Annotated in this window: 15 protein-coding genes; 6 read left to right on the top strand and 9 right to left on the bottom strand. The window is 72.1% G+C overall.

The features are described from left to right. Positions 1-381: 381 nt before the first annotated feature. Both ACIRP2_RS10850 and ACIRP2_RS10845 read right to left on the bottom strand, forming a co-directional pair. Positions 382-1,704 carry a PhoH family protein gene (locus ACIRP2_RS10850; RefSeq protein WP_404248604.1) on the bottom strand — a complete coding sequence of 441 codons (1,323 nt, stop codon included), beginning with the start codon at positions 1,702-1,704 and terminating at the stop codon, positions 382-384. 533 nt (positions 1,705-2,237) lie between these two features. Then, complete coding sequence (locus tag ACIRP2_RS10845; RefSeq protein ID WP_351085479.1) at positions 2,238-2,999, bottom strand: isoprenyl transferase; 762 nt, start codon at positions 2,997-2,999, stop codon at positions 2,238-2,240. A 200-nt stretch (positions 3,000-3,199) separates the two neighbouring features. Here ACIRP2_RS10845 and mgrA point away from each other — a divergent pair, with 200 nt between their 5' ends. Further along, positions 3,200-4,240: an L-glyceraldehyde 3-phosphate reductase gene (mgrA, locus tag ACIRP2_RS10840; protein ID WP_404248602.1), complete on the top strand. Its 1,041-nt coding sequence runs from the start codon at positions 3,200-3,202 to the stop codon at positions 4,238-4,240. A gap of 240 nt (positions 4,241-4,480) precedes the next feature. Here mgrA and ACIRP2_RS10835 read toward each other — a convergent pair whose 3' ends face one another. Then, positions 4,481-4,900: a hypothetical protein gene (locus tag ACIRP2_RS10835; RefSeq protein ID WP_404248600.1), complete on the bottom strand. Its 420-nt coding sequence runs from the start codon at positions 4,898-4,900 to the stop codon at positions 4,481-4,483. Positions 4,901-5,059: 159 nt separating this feature from the next. On the opposite strand from ACIRP2_RS10835, the gene ACIRP2_RS10830 reads away from it, so the two are divergent. Continuing rightward, positions 5,060-6,211 (top strand): winged helix DNA-binding domain-containing protein, encoded by a 1,152-nt coding sequence (locus ACIRP2_RS10830; protein WP_404248598.1) that lies wholly within the window; start codon positions 5,060-5,062, stop codon positions 6,209-6,211. 109 nt (positions 6,212-6,320) lie between these two features. Here ACIRP2_RS10830 and ACIRP2_RS10825 read toward each other — a convergent pair whose 3' ends face one another. The 3 genes from ACIRP2_RS10825 to ACIRP2_RS10815 all read right to left on the bottom strand — a co-directional run bounded on the left by ACIRP2_RS10825 (position 6,321) and on the right by ACIRP2_RS10815 (position 8,562). Next, entirely contained in the window at positions 6,321-6,779 is a 459-nt protein-coding gene (locus ACIRP2_RS10825) for a hypothetical protein (protein ID WP_391739188.1), read from the bottom strand. Between the two features lie 22 nt (positions 6,780-6,801). Beyond that, positions 6,802-7,665: a class I SAM-dependent methyltransferase gene (locus ACIRP2_RS10820; protein WP_404248596.1), complete on the bottom strand. Its 864-nt coding sequence runs from the start codon at positions 7,663-7,665 to the stop codon at positions 6,802-6,804. Between the two features lie 84 nt (positions 7,666-7,749). Continuing rightward, a complete protein-coding gene (locus ACIRP2_RS10815) occupies positions 7,750-8,562 on the bottom strand; it encodes a prepilin peptidase (RefSeq protein WP_404248594.1) in 813 nt (270 codons plus the stop codon). A gap of 103 nt (positions 8,563-8,665) precedes the next feature. Between ACIRP2_RS10815 and ACIRP2_RS10810 the strand changes: the two genes are divergently transcribed. Further along, positions 8,666-9,049, top strand: coding sequence for a DUF192 domain-containing protein (locus ACIRP2_RS10810; protein WP_404248592.1), 384 nt, complete (start codon positions 8,666-8,668; stop codon positions 9,047-9,049). A 63-nt stretch (positions 9,050-9,112) separates the two neighbouring features. Here the strand turns inward: ACIRP2_RS10810 and ACIRP2_RS10805 are convergent, their stop codons facing one another. Next, positions 9,113-10,402 (bottom strand): amidohydrolase, encoded by a 1,290-nt coding sequence (locus ACIRP2_RS10805; protein ID WP_404248590.1) that lies wholly within the window; start codon positions 10,400-10,402, stop codon positions 9,113-9,115. Positions 10,403-10,652: 250 nt separating this feature from the next. Between ACIRP2_RS10805 and ACIRP2_RS10800 the strand changes: the two genes are divergently transcribed. Next, positions 10,653-11,708, top strand: a complete 1,056-nt coding sequence (locus ACIRP2_RS10800) for an Lrp/AsnC family transcriptional regulator (RefSeq protein ID WP_404248588.1) — start codon at positions 10,653-10,655, stop codon at positions 11,706-11,708. A 12-nt stretch (positions 11,709-11,720) separates the two neighbouring features. Here the strand turns inward: ACIRP2_RS10800 and ACIRP2_RS10795 are convergent, their stop codons facing one another. Beyond that, entirely contained in the window at positions 11,721-12,953 is a 1,233-nt protein-coding gene (locus ACIRP2_RS10795) for a hypothetical protein (protein WP_404248586.1), read from the bottom strand. A gap of 31 nt (positions 12,954-12,984) precedes the next feature. Beyond that, entirely contained in the window at positions 12,985-13,569 is a 585-nt protein-coding gene (locus tag ACIRP2_RS10790) for an XRE family transcriptional regulator (RefSeq protein WP_351085461.1), read from the bottom strand. Between the two features lie 204 nt (positions 13,570-13,773). Here ACIRP2_RS10790 and ACIRP2_RS10785 point away from each other — a divergent pair, with 204 nt between their 5' ends. Further along, positions 13,774-14,922: a zinc-binding dehydrogenase gene (locus ACIRP2_RS10785; RefSeq protein ID WP_404248584.1), complete on the top strand. Its 1,149-nt coding sequence runs from the start codon at positions 13,774-13,776 to the stop codon at positions 14,920-14,922. Next, the gene (locus ACIRP2_RS10780) at positions 14,919-16,349 is read left to right on the top strand and encodes an APC family permease (RefSeq protein ID WP_404248582.1); all 1,431 of its coding nucleotides are present in this window, start codon (positions 14,919-14,921) and stop codon (positions 16,347-16,349) included. Before ACIRP2_RS10785 ends, ACIRP2_RS10780 begins: the two co-directional genes overlap by 4 nt. Positions 16,350-16,589: the final 240 nt, after the last annotated feature.

Genomic DNA, 16,589 nt, shown 5'->3' with positions numbered 1-16,589 from the left:
CTTCCAGCATCGCCCGCTTAGGTGACCTCGCGGACGCAATCGTGCCCCTGGCGCTGGCCTCCCTACTGCTTGGGTCACGGGAGGCACGGGCCCGGTGGGCGACTTCCCGGAGGAAGTGCCGCGTGGTGCTCGCGGGCGGCATACGGACGGCGATTGTTGAGTTGTGTGGTGCGTGGCACCTCTGGAGGTGCGGGTGTGCCGTATGCGGGGCCTGACGGAAGCAAGACTCTGCCGGAACGGCACGCCGGGAAGCAATTCTCCGTTGCGTGTGAAAGCTCACATCCCGTTTGGAGCAAGCGTTTTATGAAAGTGCCACGCAACGCGATGCCGCCCGGCTAGGATGCTTCGCTCGCCGGGCGGCACCAACGGTCGTATCCCGTATCAGATCTGGCCTTCCTCCAGCATTTCGGTCACCAGCGCGGCGATCTGCGAACGCTCGGAGCGGGTGAGCGTGACGTGCGCGAAGAGCGGATGCCCCTTCAGCTTCTCGACCACGGCGACGACCCCGTCGTACCGGCCGACCCTGAGGTTGTCCCGCTGGGCCACGTCATGCGTGAGCACCACCCGGGAATTCGCCCCGATCCGGGACAACACGGTCAGCAGTACGTTCCGTTCGAGCGACTGCGCCTCGTCGACGATCACGAAGGAGTCGTGGAGCGAGCGGCCACGGATGTGGGTGAGCGGCAGGATCTCCAACATGCCGCGCCCCAGTACCTCCTCGATCACCTCGCGCCCGGCGACCGCCGAGAGCGTGTCGAAGACGGCCTGCGCCCAGGGGCTCATCTTCTCGGCCTCGGTACCGGGAAGATAGCCGAGCTCCTGTCCACCGACCGCGTACAGCGGACGGAAGACCATCACCTTCTGGTGCTGCCTGCGCTCCAGGACGGCTTCGAGCCCGGCGCAGAGCGCCAGCGCCGACTTGCCGGTGCCGGCCCGGCCGCCCAGCGACACGATGCCGACGTCCTGGTCGAGGAGCAGATCGAGGGCGATGCGCTGCTCGGCGCTGCGGCCGTGGATGCCGAAGGCCTCCCGGTCGCCGCGCACCAGGCGCACATTGCCCTCGGCCGTGACCCGGCCGAGCGCCTTGCCGCGCTCGGACCGGAGGACCAGTCCGGTGTGCACGGGCAGCTCGGCGGCTTCGGGAACGTACAGCGTCTCCTCGCCGTAGAGCAGATCCACCTGCTCGGCCGCGAGGGGCAGTTCCGTCATGCCCGTCCAGCCGGAGTCCGTGATGGCGAGTTCGGCACGGTACTCCTCGGCGAGGAGGCCGACCGAGGACGCCTTGATGCGCAGCGGCAGGTCCTTGGAGACGACCGTGACGTCGTACCCCTCGGCCTGGAGGTTGCGCGCGACCGCGAGGATCCGTGAGTCGTTGTCCCCCAACCGGTAGCCGGCGGGCAGTACGCCGGGATCCGAGTGGTTGAGTTCGACGCGCAGCGTCCCGCCCAGATCCCCGAGCGGGATCGGGGCGTCCAGCCGGCCGTACCGGGTCCGGAAAGTGTCCAGCAGGCGCAGGGCCTGCCGGGCGAAGTACCCGAGCTCCGGGTGGTGCCGTTTGGCCTCCAGCTCCGTGACCACGACGATCGGGAGCACGACTTCGTGCTCGTCGAAGCGGGCCAGGGCGTTCGGATCGGCCAGCAGGACGCTGGTGTCGAGTACATAGGTGCGCCTGTCGGACATGCGGCGCTTCGTGCTGGTCACCACGGAAGGACGTACCCCCTCGGACGAGGTTGGGGTGCGACGGCGTCGCGGAGCATCCCAATGGGAGAGGACGGACCGGGCTGCGACCCAGATGCACGGGCCGAGCACCGGCCCTCCGCGTCGGCCGCACTGTGTGTACGGTCCTTCGTGTGCAAAGGGCCTCCCGGGCGAGCGGACTCCATGCCGCTCACTTGGACACGACGTCCGCCTGGTTGGTGACCGGACATCGACCTGTCAGGGGTATTCCCTCGAACACGCGAAGCCATGCCGCCCGGGACGGGCGGGGTGAGCGGGGCCGATACGTCCGGGCACGTCAGCACGGGCCCATCGCCGCAGCGGTCCTGCCGGGGACGTTGCTCCCTCCGGGGGACGAGAGCCCCGGGAACAGGCGGTGTCGGCCACCGTGGCGGCGACGTCGGGGACGTTGCTCCCTCCGAGGGACGAGAACCCCGGGAACAGACGGTGCCGGCCGCCGTGGCGGCGACGTCGGGGACGTTGCTCCCTCCGAGGGACGAGAACCCCGGGAACAGACGGTGTCAGCCGCCGTAGCGGCGGTGCCGGGCCGCGTAGTCGCGCAGGGCCCGCAGGAAGTCGACGCGCCGGAAGGCCGGCCAGAAGACCTCGCAGAAGTAGTACTCGGAGTGCGCGCTCTGCCAGAGCATGAAGCCGGACAGCCGCTGCTCACCGCTGGTGCGGATGACCAGGTCCGGGTCGGGCTGGCCCCGGGTGTAGAGGTGCTCGGAGATCAGGTCGGTGGAGACGATCTCCGCCAGGTCCTCGAAGGACGTCCCCTTGGCGGAGTGGTCCAGCAGCAGCGAACGGACCGCGTCCGCGATCTCCTGGCGCCCGCCGTAGCCGACGGCGACGTTGACCAGTATCCCGTCGACTCCCAGCGTGGCCTGCTCGGCCTCCTTGAGGACGGTCTGGGTGTGGGCGGGCAGCAGATCGAGCGTGCCGACGTGATGGACCCGCCAGCGCCCGTCCGCCGCGAGGTCGCGCACGGTGTTCTCGATGATGCCGAGAAGCGGGGTCAGCTCGGACTCGGGCCGGTCGAAGTTGTCGGTGGAGAGCAGCCAGAGTGTGACGACCTCCACATCGGTCTCGCTGCACCAGCCGAGCAGTTCCTGGATCTTGTCCGCGCCGGCCTGGTGTCCCTGCGCGGCCGTGCCGCCGGACGCCTTCGCCCAGCGCCGGTTGCCGTCGAGGATGACGCCGATGTGCTTGGGCACCTGGGTGTGGTCGAGGCGCGCCTCGACCCGACGTGCATAGAGCCCGTACACCAGGTCGCGCAAGTTCACTGAGTTCACCTCTCGGTTCTGTGCGGGCCCGCCCGCCCCGATGCCCGGGGGCCCGGGTCGTCCCCCTGGGGATCGCCGCACGACTCCACGGAGTCCATCGCCACGGCGTGTCGCGGCGGTCCCCGAAGCCGCCACATTACTGCGCAGGCGGCACAGCGGCCCAACCCGGCCTGTCACAAGTCCGTGATAAGGAGAGAAACGTGACTGATTCTCCTCTCTTCTACCGCGCAGCCGGTTCGCGCTACGACTCCATGGAATACCGCCGCACCGGCCGCAGCGGTCTCAAGCTCCCGGCCGTCTCCCTCGGCCTCTGGCACAACTTCGGCGACGACCGCACGCTGGACTCCCAGCGGGCGATCCTGCGCCGCGCCTTCGATCTCGGGGTGACCCACTTCGATCTGGCCAACAATTACGGGCCGCCGCCCGGCTCCGCCGAGCTCAACTTCGGCAAGATGTTCCGGCAGGACTTCGCCCCGTACCGGGACGAGTTGATCATCTCGACCAAGGCCGGCTACGAGATGCACCCCGGCCCGTACGGCGAGTGGGGCTCCCGTAAATATCTGCTGTCGTCGCTGGACGCCTCGCTGAAGCGGATGGGGCTCGACCACGTCGACATCTTCTACTCCCACCGCTTCGACCCGGACACCCCGCTGGAGGAGACGATGGGGGCGCTGGCCTCCGCCGTGCAGCAGGGCAAGGCGCTGTACGTGGGTGTGTCCTCGTACAACGCGGAGCAGACGGCCGAGGCGGCCCGGCTGCTCAGGGAGATGGGCGTCCCCGCCCTGATCCATCAGCCGTCCTACTCGATGATCAACCGCTGGATCGAGGACGACGGGCTGCTCGACACCCTGGAGACGGCCGGCATGGGCTGCATCTCCTTCGTGCCGCTCGCCCAGGGCCTGCTCACGAACAAGTACCTGACGGGCATCCCGGAGGGTTCGCGGGCCACCCAGGGCAAGTCCCTGGATCCCGGTCTGCTCTCCGACGAGGTGGTGCGCCGGCTGAACGGGCTGAACGACATCGCCCGGCGGCGCGGCCAGTCGCTCGCCCAGTTGGCACTCACCTGGGTGCTGCGGGACACCCGGATGACGTCGGCGCTGATCGGTGCGTCGAGCGTGCGGCAGCTGGAGGAGAACGTCGCGTCGCTCTCGGGGCAGCCGTTGTCCGACGAGGAGCTGAAGGAGATCGACACCTTCGCCGTGGACACCGAGGGCACCAACATCTGGGCCGGACGGGGCTGACCGAAGCGGTCCTCGCGGGCCGGTCGGCGGGGGCCGTACGCGGAGCCGGCCCGTGGTCGGCACGCGGCCGGCGCCGCGCGGACACAAAAAACGGGCCGGTCCGTGGGGGGGGATACGGACCGGCCCGAGGGGGGGTTTCCACCATAACCCTTCGTAAGTGATGCTGCGTGCCACGCCACTCCACAATCACTCTCCGAATTCACCGGACTCCGTTCCGAGCACGGTGTCCGGTTTGACGTCTCAGTGGTCGCCGACCGGTTTCACACAGCCGGTCCCTTCGAGGTACCGGCCATGGGCCTCGGCCGTGACGAGCCCGTTGACCAGGCCGTCCGGCGTGCCCTCCACACAGATCGGGCCGAGCTCGACGATGAATGTGGTGCGGTGGGGGCCGAAGGTTCCGGTGGAGATGGACCCGGGGCCGTACCCCGGACCGACGAGTGCCTCGTGGAGCTGGGGCTCGGTGGTCCTGCGGTCCTCCGCGATCCCGGCCAGACCCGCCTCGACCTTCTTCACCTCCGCCTCGCCCCTGGCCCGGTCGGCCGGGGACAGCTCCGCGGCGGACTGGAAGGCGTGGTTCTCCCGGTAGTGCGGCGCACCGTCGCCGGCGCCGGGCTCGACATGGGGGAGGCCCCGCGGCCGGCGGACCGCTGCTCCCCGCACCGGGTCCGGCCTCCCCGGCCCGCTGTGTACCGCAGCCGGCGAGGCCGGACGTCAGGAGGGGCACCGCCGCGTGGTGAGCGCCTTGGCCGCATGTCTCGCAGGGGTCATGCGCCGAGTAAGGGACAGAACCTGACCTGATCGACCGCTACTTTCCGGAACATGACGACACGAACCGCGATCGTGACCTGGACCGAGGCGAACGCCCGTCGGATGGAACGCCAGGGGCTCGCCTCTCCGGCACGTCTCGCCCCGGCCGACGTGGTCGGCACGCTGCCGGCCGCGCACGCCCAGGTGCTGTCGGCGGCGGAGCTCTCCGTGGGGCTGCGGACGGCCGATGTGACCCGCACCGATGTGCGTGAGGCGCTGTGGACACGACGCACCCTGGTCAAGACGCACGGCCCGCGCGGCACCGTCCATCTGCTGCCGATGGCCGAACTGCCGATGTGGACGGGCGCGTTGTCCGCCGTACCGAACGGACGCAGTCCGCTCCCCGCGGATGTCCGGATGACCCCGGAGCGGACCGAGGCCGTGATCGAAGCGATCGCGGACGCGCTGACCGGTGCCGAACTGACCGTCGACGAGCTCTCGGAGGCGGTGGTGGAGCGTACCGGGGCATGGGCCGGGGAGCGGGTGATGCCCGCGTTCCAGGACATGTGGCCGCGCTGGCGGCAGGTGACGCACCTCGCGGCTCATCGCGGCGCGCTGTGCTTCGCACCGGACCGCGGGCGCAGGGTCACCTACACCCGTCCGGACGTCGTCCCGCTCGACGGCCCGGCGGCGCTCGCCGGGCTCGTGCACCGCTATCTGCACGCGTACGGTCCGGCCACGCCCGAGCACTTCGCGAAGTGGCTGGCCGCACCACGTCGTTGGGCCGCGGACCTGTTCGCGGCCATGGCCGCACGCGGGGAGATCGAGGAGGTGCGGTACGAAGGGGAACCGGCCTGGCTGGTGACGGGCGACACCGACTTTCCGTCGGAGCCGGTGCGCGGGGTGCGGCTGCTCCCCTACTTCGACGCGTATCTCATCGCGTCCCGGCCGCGCGAGAAGCTCTACCCCGGCGCGGCCCACGGCCGCGCGCTGGCGGGTGGCCAGGCGGGGAACTTCCCGGTGCTGCTGGTCGACGGGACCGCGGCCGGGGTCTGGCACCAGCGCCGGTCGGGTCGGCGGATCGCCGTGACGGTGGAGCCGCTGTCACCACTGACGGACGGACAGCTGCGGCAGCTGGAGGAGCAGGTGGTCCGGGTCGGCGAAGTGCTGGAGGGGAAGGCGGAACTGACGGTGGGAAAGGTGACGGTGGGGGCACACGCATAGCGTCCGCCGGTGCGAGCGGTGCGGTGACGGAACGGGGTCTCCACGGCCGTCCGGTCGCCGTTCCCTCCCACGGTCCGAGGGGCGCGGCGCCCCTTCGGCGGGCCTGCCGTCAGCTTCTCGCCGGTGCGCCCCGGTGGCCGCGGGTGAAGCGGATCGCCACCGTGTCGCCGCCGATGACCACGAAGCGTCCGCCCTCGCACCGGATGACGGCCTCGTGCACCTCGCCCCGCTCGTCCCTGCGCTCCTCGGTGCGGGTGACGGTCCAGCCGCCTTCGGGCGGTCGCGGCAGGTTCGGCACGGTGGCGAACTCCCACTGTCCCGACGGTACGCACCAGTCCGGCAGCCTCGGCCAGGCACCGGGGCCGACGTGCAGGGTCCAGTCGGAGGCGCAGGTCAGAAGCACCGACTGGCCGTCGGCCAGCAGGAATTCCACGGCTTCCGGCTCCCCCATCCGCCCCTCCGGCCGGTAGTAGACGCCGAGTACCTCGACGATCCGCTCGCCCCGGAGCCAGTCGGCCCTGCCCTGCCGCGGGACACGCGGTGCCTCGTCCTCGTCGCCCACCCTCATGGCCGGTTCCCTCCCCATCCGCTCACCGTCCAGGGTCGCACCCTTCGGGCGAAAGCGGCGGGCCCGGTTTGCGGGCCTCGATCAGGAACCGGGTGGTGTGCGCGACGAACCGCCCCTCGGTCTCGATCCGGTGGTGCAGCTCGGCCAGCCGCGACCGGTACTCCTCGACGGTGAAGCCCGGCACCATCCAGATCACTTTCCGCAAGAAGTAGACGACGGCGCCGATGTCGAGGAATTCGGTGCGCAGTCTCTCCGCGCGCAGGTCGACGACCTCGAGCCCGGCCGCCTCCGCGGCTCCCCGTGCCTGCTCCGGGTCGCGGGCGCCGCGCACCTCGGGCGGCTGCGGGCCGAGGAAGTACTCGACGAGCTCGAAGACGCTGGCCGGGCCGACCTGTTGCGAGAAGTACGTGCCGCCGGGGGTGAGGACCCGGGCGATCTCCGCCCACCAGGTGGTCACCGGATGCCGGCTGACCACCAGGTCGAAGGCGTTGTCGCCGAACGGCAGGGGCGGCTCGTCCGCGTCGGCGACCACGGCCACGCCGAGCGGGTGCAGGAGGGCGGTGGCGCGGGCGACGTTCGGCGGCCAGGACTCGGTGGCGACGGTGAGCCGCGGCAGTCGCGGTACGGAGGCGAGGACCTCGCCGCCCCCGGTCTGGATGTCGAGCGCGGCCCCGGCCTGTCCCATCCGCTCCGCCATGGCACGGGCGTAACCCCATGAAGGGCGCTGTTCGGTGGCCCGGCCGTCGAGCCAGGAGAAGTCCCAGCCGTCGACGGGGACGGTGGCGGCCTCGGCGACGAGGGCGTCGAACCGCGCGCGTTCCGCTGCCGCGTCGACGGTGTTCGCCGCGTCCGGCGTTCCTGGTGTCTCTTCGGGTGTTCCGGACATACGCGAATGGTGTCAGCCGGGAACCGGTTCGCGCGACCTCAATACTGCGGCGTCAAGGCCGTCGGCCGGTTCGCCCGGCGGCTCTCACGCGGCGAGTGCGCCGAGCAGCATGCCCAGCAGCGCACCCGTGAGCATGAACGGTCCGAACGGGATGCCGGTCCTGCGTCCGGCCCGCTTCAGGACCATCAGCCCGAACCCGTACGCCGCGCCGAGCAGGAACCCGGCGAACCCCCCGGCGAAGAGCACGGGCCAGCCGTACCAGCCGAGTGCGACGCCGAGGGACAGGGCGAGCTTGACGTCCCCGAAACCCATGCCGTTCGGATTGATGAGGAAGAGCAGGAAGTAGAAGGCGCCGAGCGCCGCTCCGCCGAGCAGGGCGGACAGCCAGGACCCGCCGTGCTCCGGGAGCAGTGCCGCAATGCCCAGGAGCACGACGACGGTCGCGGCGGCGGGCAGCGTCAGACGGTCCGGCAGGCGGTGCACGCGACGGTCGATGGTCGCCAGGAGTACGCCCACGGGGGCCAGCAGCAGCCAGACGGCGAGCTCGGGACGCGGTCCGGTGGCCGCCGCGAGTGCGGCGCAGGCGAGCGCGGTGACGACGGGGACCAGGACGCCGGGGGCGTAACGCCCCGAGGACGGCACGGGGTCGTCCTCCCCTTCGCTCCCGTCCCCCGGTTCGGCGCCCGGAGCGGCTGCCACCGGGACCACCACCGCGCACCGGGCGCACCGGGTGGAGCCGAGCCAGCCGCGGGCGGCACCCGTCAGGGCGTGGCCCGCGGGGCAGCTGTCCCGCCAGGCGTCCTCCGGTTCGACGGAGAACCGGTAGGCGGCGCGCGGGACCAGCAGTCCGGCCGCCGCGCCCCAGAATGCGGCGAGCGCTGTCAGCATGGCGTACACGGAGCAGACCCTAGGCGGGCGGCGGGCACGGGGCATGGGTCCAGGGGCCCACTGCGGACCGTTCCGGACCCAGCGGGGGTCACCGGACGCTACCGTCTTGGCCATGGCTCAATGGCGCAATGGGAACGGCACGTTGACGGTCACCGATCCACAGGGAGGGCAGGAGCCGGAGATACCGCTGCGGATCGCGGCCACGTACCGGGCCAGGAGCCGGGGACTGCTCGGCCAGGACGGGATCGACGGCGCCCTGCTGATCACCCCGTGCGGGAGTGTGCACACCTTCCGGATGCGGTTCGCCATCGATGTGGCGTACCTGGACCGGAAGTTCCGTGTCGTCGCCGTCCACACGATGAAGCCGGGCCGGCTCGGGATGCCCCGGCTGCGGGCCCGTCATGTGATCGAGTCGGAGGCCGGGGCGATGGAGAAGTGGGGACTGCGGCCCGGGGCGCGGGTGCGGATCGTCCGGACGGAGGAGAGCCGGGGCTGAGGCGCGGGCGGCCGGGCGCCGCCCGCGCGTCCGGGGCTCGGCCCGGCGGCGGTACCCGCCCGGCTACCGTGCCGGTTCGGCGCCGGCGTCCAGCCACTGCGCGGCGGCCGCCAGCAGCGACGTCACCCCGACCTCGACGGTCGGGTCGACGGCCGGTGCGAACAGCGGTGAGTGGTTGCCGGGGATCCCGGCGGGGATTCCGTTCTCCAGCAGGGCGTCGTGGTCGACGGCCTTGTACGCGGCGGGGTCGGTGCCGCCGACGTACCAGAAGACCGAGGGCGCTCGGAGGGCGGTGCCGAAGGTGCCGAAGTCCTCGCTCGCCGGGAGCGTGTGGGGCAGGGTGAGGACGTGCTCCTCGCCCAGGGCCTCGGTGAGCGCCGCCCGGACGGCGGCGGTGGCCTGCGGCTCGTTGACGGTCGCCGGGAAGGCGTTGAAGTGTGTGATCTCCGGCTCCTCGGGGGCGCCGGAGGCCACCGCCTCGGCACGGATGATCCGCTGGACGGCGTCCAGGACCCGTTCCCGTACCGCCGGGACCGTGCTGCGGATGTTGATCGTGAGTTCGGCGGTGTCCGGGATGATGTTCTCCTTGGTGCCGCCGTGGATCGAGCCCACGGTCACCACCGCCTGCTGCCCGGAGCCCACTTCACGGGAGACCACCGTCTGCAGCCGCATCACGATCGCGGCGGCCATCACGACGGGGTCCACGGTCGCCTCGGGCATGGACCCGTGACCGCCCCGCCCGGTCAACCGCACCCGCAGGCTGTCGGACGCGGCCATCACCGGACCGGGCCGGGTACCGACGAATCCCGCCGGGAGGGGCGCCACGTGCTGGCCCAGGCAGACGTCGGCGCGGGGGAAGCGCTCCAGGAAGCCGTCGTCGATCACGGCCGCTGCGCCACCGATCTCCTCGGCGGGCTGGAACACCGCGACGACGGTGCCGCGCCAGGCGTGCCGGTTGGCGGCGAGCAGCGCGGTGGCACCCAGCAGCCAGGTGACGTGCATGTCGTGGCCGCAGGCGTGCATCACCGGGACCTCGTCGCCCGCCGCGTCCACCGCGGTCCTCGTGGAGGCGTACGGAAGTCCGGTCTCCTCCTTCACCGGCAGTGCGTCCATGTCGGCGCGGAGCAGTACCACCGGGCCGTCGCCCGCGGTGAGGACACCGACGACGCCGGTTGCGCCCACCCCCTCGGTGACGTCCCAGCCCTGTTCCCGCAGGCGGGCGGCGACGATCCCCGCCGTGCGGACCTCCTGGAAGGAGAGCTCGGGGTGGGCGTGCAGATCCTCGTACAGGGTGCGCAGTTCGGGCAGTCGGCCGTTGAGTCCGGAGAGCAGCGAGGTGGCCGGGACAGTCATGGATGCTCCGATGCGAGAGGGGTACGGCGTACCGGGGAAGCGAGGAGCGCGTGGCCTCCTGCGGGGTCGCGACGGCTGGCGCCTCGGCCGACGGGAACAACGCCGGGAATTCCCGGTCGGTTCGGGGTCCCGGGGCACCAAGATCGCGGGTGCGGAACAGGCACGGCACTCCTTCGCGCGAAGGCCGATACTGGGTGTCGGCCGCGAGGTGCCCCCTACGATCCGGCCTGTGCGGGAGGGAGGTCCGAAAATGCAGGAAAGCGTCGTCGGCGCACCGGACGCACCGGATTCCGGCGCGGGGTTCACCGAGTCGGATCTCGCTCTCGTCGACGCGCTGCAGGCCGCGCCCCGTGCGCCGTGGACCCGTATCGGCCGGGCGCTCGGCGTGGACGCGACGACCGCGGCCCGCCGCTGGGAACGGCTGCGTGCCGACCGCCTGGCGTGGATCACCGCCTACGACGCGCCGAAATCGGCCACGGTCGCCCATGTCGAGGTGCGGTGCCGCCCCGGCACGCTGGAGACGGTCGGCTCCGCCCTGGCCGAACTGCCCTGGGTCTTCAGCATCGACGAGACGGCCGGTGACTTCGATCTCTTCCTGTCCGTCGCCGCCACCGACCTGCCCACGCTCGGCCGGTCGGTGCATCGCACCATCGGCGGCCTGCCGGGGGTGCGCTCGACCCGCACCCGGCTCGGGATCACGCTCTACGGCGAGGGCGGCGACTGGCGGATACGGGCGATGGAACCGGCGGGACGTGCCATGCTGCCCGCTCCCCGTGCCGCGCGGCGGGCCACGTACAGCACGGACATGCGCGACCGCCCGTCCGCCCAGGACCAGGCGCTGTTGACCGCCCTCGGCGGCGACGGACGGCTCGGCTACACCGAACTGGGTGCCCTGACAGGGATGAGCGAGCACACCGCACGCCGCCGGCTCCAGCGCCTGGTCCACCGCGGCGACGTCAGTTTCCGCTGCGACATCGCCCACCCGCCGGCCGGTCTGCGGACCATGGTGATCTACCGGGCCGCCGTCCCGCACGCACGTCTCGAACACACCGGAAACACGCTGGCCCGGATGGAGCAGGTCCGCATGTGTGTCTCCGTCAGCGGGCCGCACAACCTCCTGGTCGTGGTCTGGCTGCACGGCCTGGACGCCATCGGCCCGTTCGAGACGCTGCTGGCGGAGCGCTTCCCGGCACTGGAGGTCAAGGACCGTACGGTGGCGCTGCATTCGCCCAAGCGCATGGGCTGGCTCCTGGACACCCGGGGCCGCGCGGTCCGCCGCGTCCCGCTGGGCCTGCCCCGGCCCTGACCGGGACCGGGCTCACGGAGGGCCGGAACCGAGCAGCGTCCATGCCCCGTAGGCGGCCGAGGCCACCGCGAGCACGGCCACCACCGTCACCGTGCGGGCCGTGGTGCGCAGCCGCAGCAGCGCGACGGCGGGCGGCAGGAGCAGCGGGAACGCGGGCATCATCAGCCGCGGTCTGGACCCGAAGTACCCGGAGCCGATCAGCGCGATGACGACGACGGCGACGCAGTAGGCGAGCACGGGGAGCGGCTGGCGCTGCCGTACGCACAGGAACACCACCCATCCCAGGCCCGCCAGTGCCGCGCACAGCCCGAGCGCGGCGGGCAGCGGCAGCCCGAGGACGAACGAGGCGAGCGCCGCGCCTCCGTCGATGCTGTTGCCCCACTGCGCCTGGACGTCGAAGTACGCGAACGGGCCGCCCTGCCGTACGGCGACGAACACCACGTACGCGAGCCAGCCCAGCGGTGCGAGTGCCACACCGGCCAGCATCCGCGCGTTGCGGCGCACGATGCCGTCGGTCCGGCCGGCCCGGTACTCGCGTACGAGCGTGACCGCGGCGGTGATCGCGAGGGCGGCGATGAGCGCCGCGGCGGAGGGTCTGGTCAGCCCGGCGAGCACGCACAGGGCGCCCGCCACGATCCAGCGCCGGGTCAGTGCGGCGTACAGCGCCCAGGCGGCGAACGCGGTGAACAGCGTCTCGGTGTACGCCATCGACTGGACGAACGCCGTCGGGTACACGCCCCACAGCGCGGCCAGCAGCACCCCGGCCCGGCGCCCGTACAGATGCGCCCCGACGGCGAAGATGCCCCAGGCGGCGAGGAGCGAGGCGACCCAGGCGACCAGCAGTCCGGCGCCCGCCGGGGAGAGCGGGGTCAGCTCGGCGACCGCCCGTTCCAGAGCGGGCAGCAGGGGGAAGAAGGCCAGGTCCGGGTGGACGCCGCCATCGGGAAGGGTGACGGTGTACCCGTAGCCGTTCTCGGCGATCCGCTGGTACCAGACGGAGTCCCAGCGCCCGCCGAGGAGGTGGAGGGGGCTCTTGTCGGCGCGGGACGCGGCGACGGCGAGGACGACGAGACCCGTCAGGCGCACGGCCGCGTACGCCCCCAGGGCCGGCGCCGCCGCCGCGAGGGTCGTGGCGAGCCTGCCGCGTACGGGAGGCCGGGGCGGCTGCGGCGTTCGGTGGTCCCGCTGCCGCACGAGCAGCCGCGCGGGAGCGGTGGCCTGGGCGGCCGGGTCGTCGTCGGGCATGCTGTCGATTATCGCCGCGATGCCGACGGGGTCACGGCCGGAGCTTGGTGCGGGAGAGCGGCAGGGCGGGGGCGATCGACCAGAGGACCTCGGCCTCCTCCTCGCCGGGGTTGTCCCAGGCGTGTGCGGCGCGGGCCGAGAACGTCGTGGAGTCACCGGCCTCCAGGAACCTGGGCTCGCCGTCCACGCTCAGCCGCAGCGTGCCGCGGACCAGGTAGGCGAAGACGGTCTCGGCCTCCAGGCTGTACGCGCCGCCCGAGCCGCCGCCGGGCCGCAGGATCGTCCGCATGACCTGGACGTGCCGTTCCTCGGCCGGTGTGAGGAGGAACTCCTCGATGCCGTGTCCGCCCATCTCCAGCTTGGCACCCAGGCCGCCCTTGACGACGTCCTGGTCCGGATAGTCGAAGAGCGCGGCGATGCCGGTGCCCAGTGCCTCGCAGATGCGGATCAGGGTCGGGACGGAGACCGAGGTCTTGCCACGTTCGGCGAGGCTGACGAACCCCTTGGTCACGCCTGCGGATTCGGCGATCTGAGCGAGCGTCAGCCCTTGTGCCCGACGGAGCTCGCGCAGCCGCGGACCGATCGTGGACATGTGGCTGTCAGAGGCTTCGGACATGGCGGACACGCTACCTGTCGGCGGAGTCACCGTCGGTGGTCGGGGACAAACGCAGGTCAGAAGGGTCTTTACCCATCGAGTTTAGTGCTGTAAAACTTTGACGAAAGTTTAATGGCGCTAAACAAGGCGTCCGGGTGGACCGCTGTGCCGCCCTCCCCCTCCCCCTTCCCCCGCCCGTACCGCACTCGTCCGAGGAGTAAGCCGATGAGCTCCCCGTCCTCCCAAGAGAGCACCGCGCGCACCGTGCGCGGCGTCGTCTTCCGCTCCCCGGGGCAGGAGGTGGCCGTCACCGACGTCACCCTGGCCCCGCCCGGCCCCGGAGAGGTCGAGGTCGCCGTCACGGCGGCCGGTGTCTGCCACTCCGACCTCCATGTCATCCGCGGCGAGTGGGACCACCCCACCCCGGTCGTGCTGGGACACGAGGGCTCCGGTGTGGTCACCGCCGTCGGCGAGGGCGTCACCGGCCTCGAAGCCGGCGATCACGTCGTGCTGTCCTGGGTCCCGTCCTGCGGCTCCTGCCGCTTCTGCCTCTCCGGGCGTCCGGCCGCGTGCAGCCTGGTCGCCGAGGTCGTGGCGCCGGGCGGGGTCCTGTACGACGGCACCAGCCGGCTCTCCGTCGACGGCGAGCCGGCCCACCACTACCTGGGCGTGTCCTCGTTCGCCGAGCGCGTCGTGGTCCCCGCGTCCGGCGCGATCAAGGTGCGCGAGGACGCGCCCCTCGATGTGATCGCCCTGGTCGGCTGCGCCATCGCCACCGGTGTCGGCGCGGTCCGCAACACCGCGGGGGTCGAGGCCGGGGCCACCGTCGCCGTCATCGGCTGCGGCGGTGTGGGCCTGTCGTGCGTGCAGGGCGCCCGGCTGGCCGGGGCCGGCCGCGTCGTCGCCGTCGACGTCGTCCCCGAGAAGCTGGAGCTGGCCCGTCGGCTCGGTGCGACGGACGCGGTCGACGCGCGGGACGGCGATGTCGTCGAGGCGCTGCGGGCCCTGGTCCCGGAGGGCCTGGACTACGTGTTCGACGCCATCGGCAAGATCGAGACCACCGAGCAGGCCATCGCCGCGCTCGGTCAGGGCGGCGCCGCCGTCATCGTCGGCCTGCCGCCGACCGGCCGCACCGCGCGCTTCGACCCGCTCGCGCTCGCCGAGGCCGACCAGCGCATCCTCGGTTCCAACTACGGCTCGGTCGACGCCGCCCGCGACATCCCGGCGCTGGTGGACCTCGTGGTGTCGGGTGAGCTCGACGTGGAATCGATGATCTCGGCACGGCGCCCGCTGGACGAGGCGGGCGACGCCCTGGCCGACCTCGCCGCCGGCCACGCCCTGCGTCAGCTGCTGATGATGGAGGACCGGACATGAGCACCGCCGGAAAGCAGGCCGCGCCCGGGAAGCCGGCCGACGGCCTGGCCCACCGCTCCGTCTCCACGTTCGAGGTCGGCGCGCAGAGCGTCGCGAATGTCGCGCCCAGCGCCGTCATCGCGTTCGCCCCCGCCAGCATGGCGGCGTCCGCCGGCAACGGCGCCTGGTTCTCGTTCTTCCTGGCCATGGCCGCCGTCCTCGCCATCGCGTACTGCATCTGCGTGTTCGCCCGCCGGCGCGCCGGGGTCGGTTCGCTGTACGCCTTCTCCCGGCTCTCGCTCGGGGCACCGGGCTCCTTCGTGACCGGGTGGGCCCTGCTCATCGGCGCGGTGTGCATCGGTTCGGGTTCGCTCGCGGGTGCCGGGTACTACACGGCGCGCGCCCTCGACCAGATCGGCATCGGGATCTTCACCGGCATCCCCGGTCAGATCCTGCTCGATCTGCTGCTGGCCGCCGTCGCGATCCGGCTGACGATCGCCAGTGTGCGGACGGCGGCGCGCGTCGCCTCCGTGCTGGAGGTCGTGTCGATCGTCCTCATCGTCGTCGTGCTGGTCCCCGCCTTCTTCAAGAGCGGGAACATCATCGACACCGAGCAGCTGAGCCTCAGCGGCTCCACCCTCGACGGTGTCGTCTTCGCCGTGGTGCTGGGCGTGCTCGGCTTCGTCGGCTTCGAGGGCGCCGCGTCGCTCGGGGCCGAGGCCACCGATCCGTACAAGGCGATCCCCCGCTCGGTGATGGGCAGTGCGGTGCTGGCCGGTGTGCTCTACATGTTCGCGACGTACGCACAGGTCGCCGGGTTCGGCGGGGCGGACGCCCTGGCGAGGAGCAGCGACCCGATGGACGAACTGGCGGAGCTGTCCGGCCTCGGCTTCCTGAAGTTCTTCCTGCACGCGGGCTTCGCGGCGTCGTTCGTGGCCGTGGTGATGGCCTGCATCACCGTCGCCGCCCGCCTGCTGTTCGGGATGGCGAAGGAGGGTGTGATGCCGGCCCGGCTCGGTGTCGCCCACCCCCGCCACCGGACCCCGTCCGTGGCGATCTGGGCCGTCGCCCCGTTCGTCGCCGTTCCCGCGGTGATCGTGGTCGGCGCCGGGACCGCGCCGCTGAACGCGACGTCGTACATCGACACCATCGGCGTCTTCGGCTACATGCTCAGCTACACCCTGGTGTGTCTGGCCGCGCCGCTGTTCGTACGCCGGATCGGGGCCCGCGGCCTGCTCGTCACCTGGGGCCTGGGGCTGATCGGCGCCGCCGCGATGATCTACGTCTTCTACCGCAACCTGTGGCCGGTCCCGGCCTGGCCGCTGAACGTGCTGCCGTACGTGTTCGTCGGCGCGCTGGTCGTCGGCATCGTCGGCTTCGCCGTGCTGCGGGTCCGCAGGCCGGAGGTCGCCGAACGCGCGGGGACGTTCGCGGACGACCTGGACTGACCCCCGGAGCGGGTCCGGGCCGGCCGCCCCGTGGCCGGAACCGGGCCACCGTCCGGGACCCGGACCGGCCGCCCGGTGGCCGGTCCGGACCCGCTCCCGCCCGGCCCGGCCCCCGGTCTCCCACTCCCCCACCCTCACGACGCCCTGCTCCCCCGCACCCCGCGGGCGGGGCGGGGCATCGCTCGTTGGGCCCGACTTTGGGGCCAAGGGCCCAGGTCACCCGGTCCGTACACCCGTACG

Source organism: Streptomyces sp. NPDC101194 (genome assembly GCF_044767885.1).
GTDB lineage: Bacteria > Actinomycetota > Actinomycetes > Streptomycetales > Streptomycetaceae > Streptomyces.
Note: the sequence above shows the minus strand (reverse complement) of the source record. Positions and strands in the feature narration are given on the sequence as shown.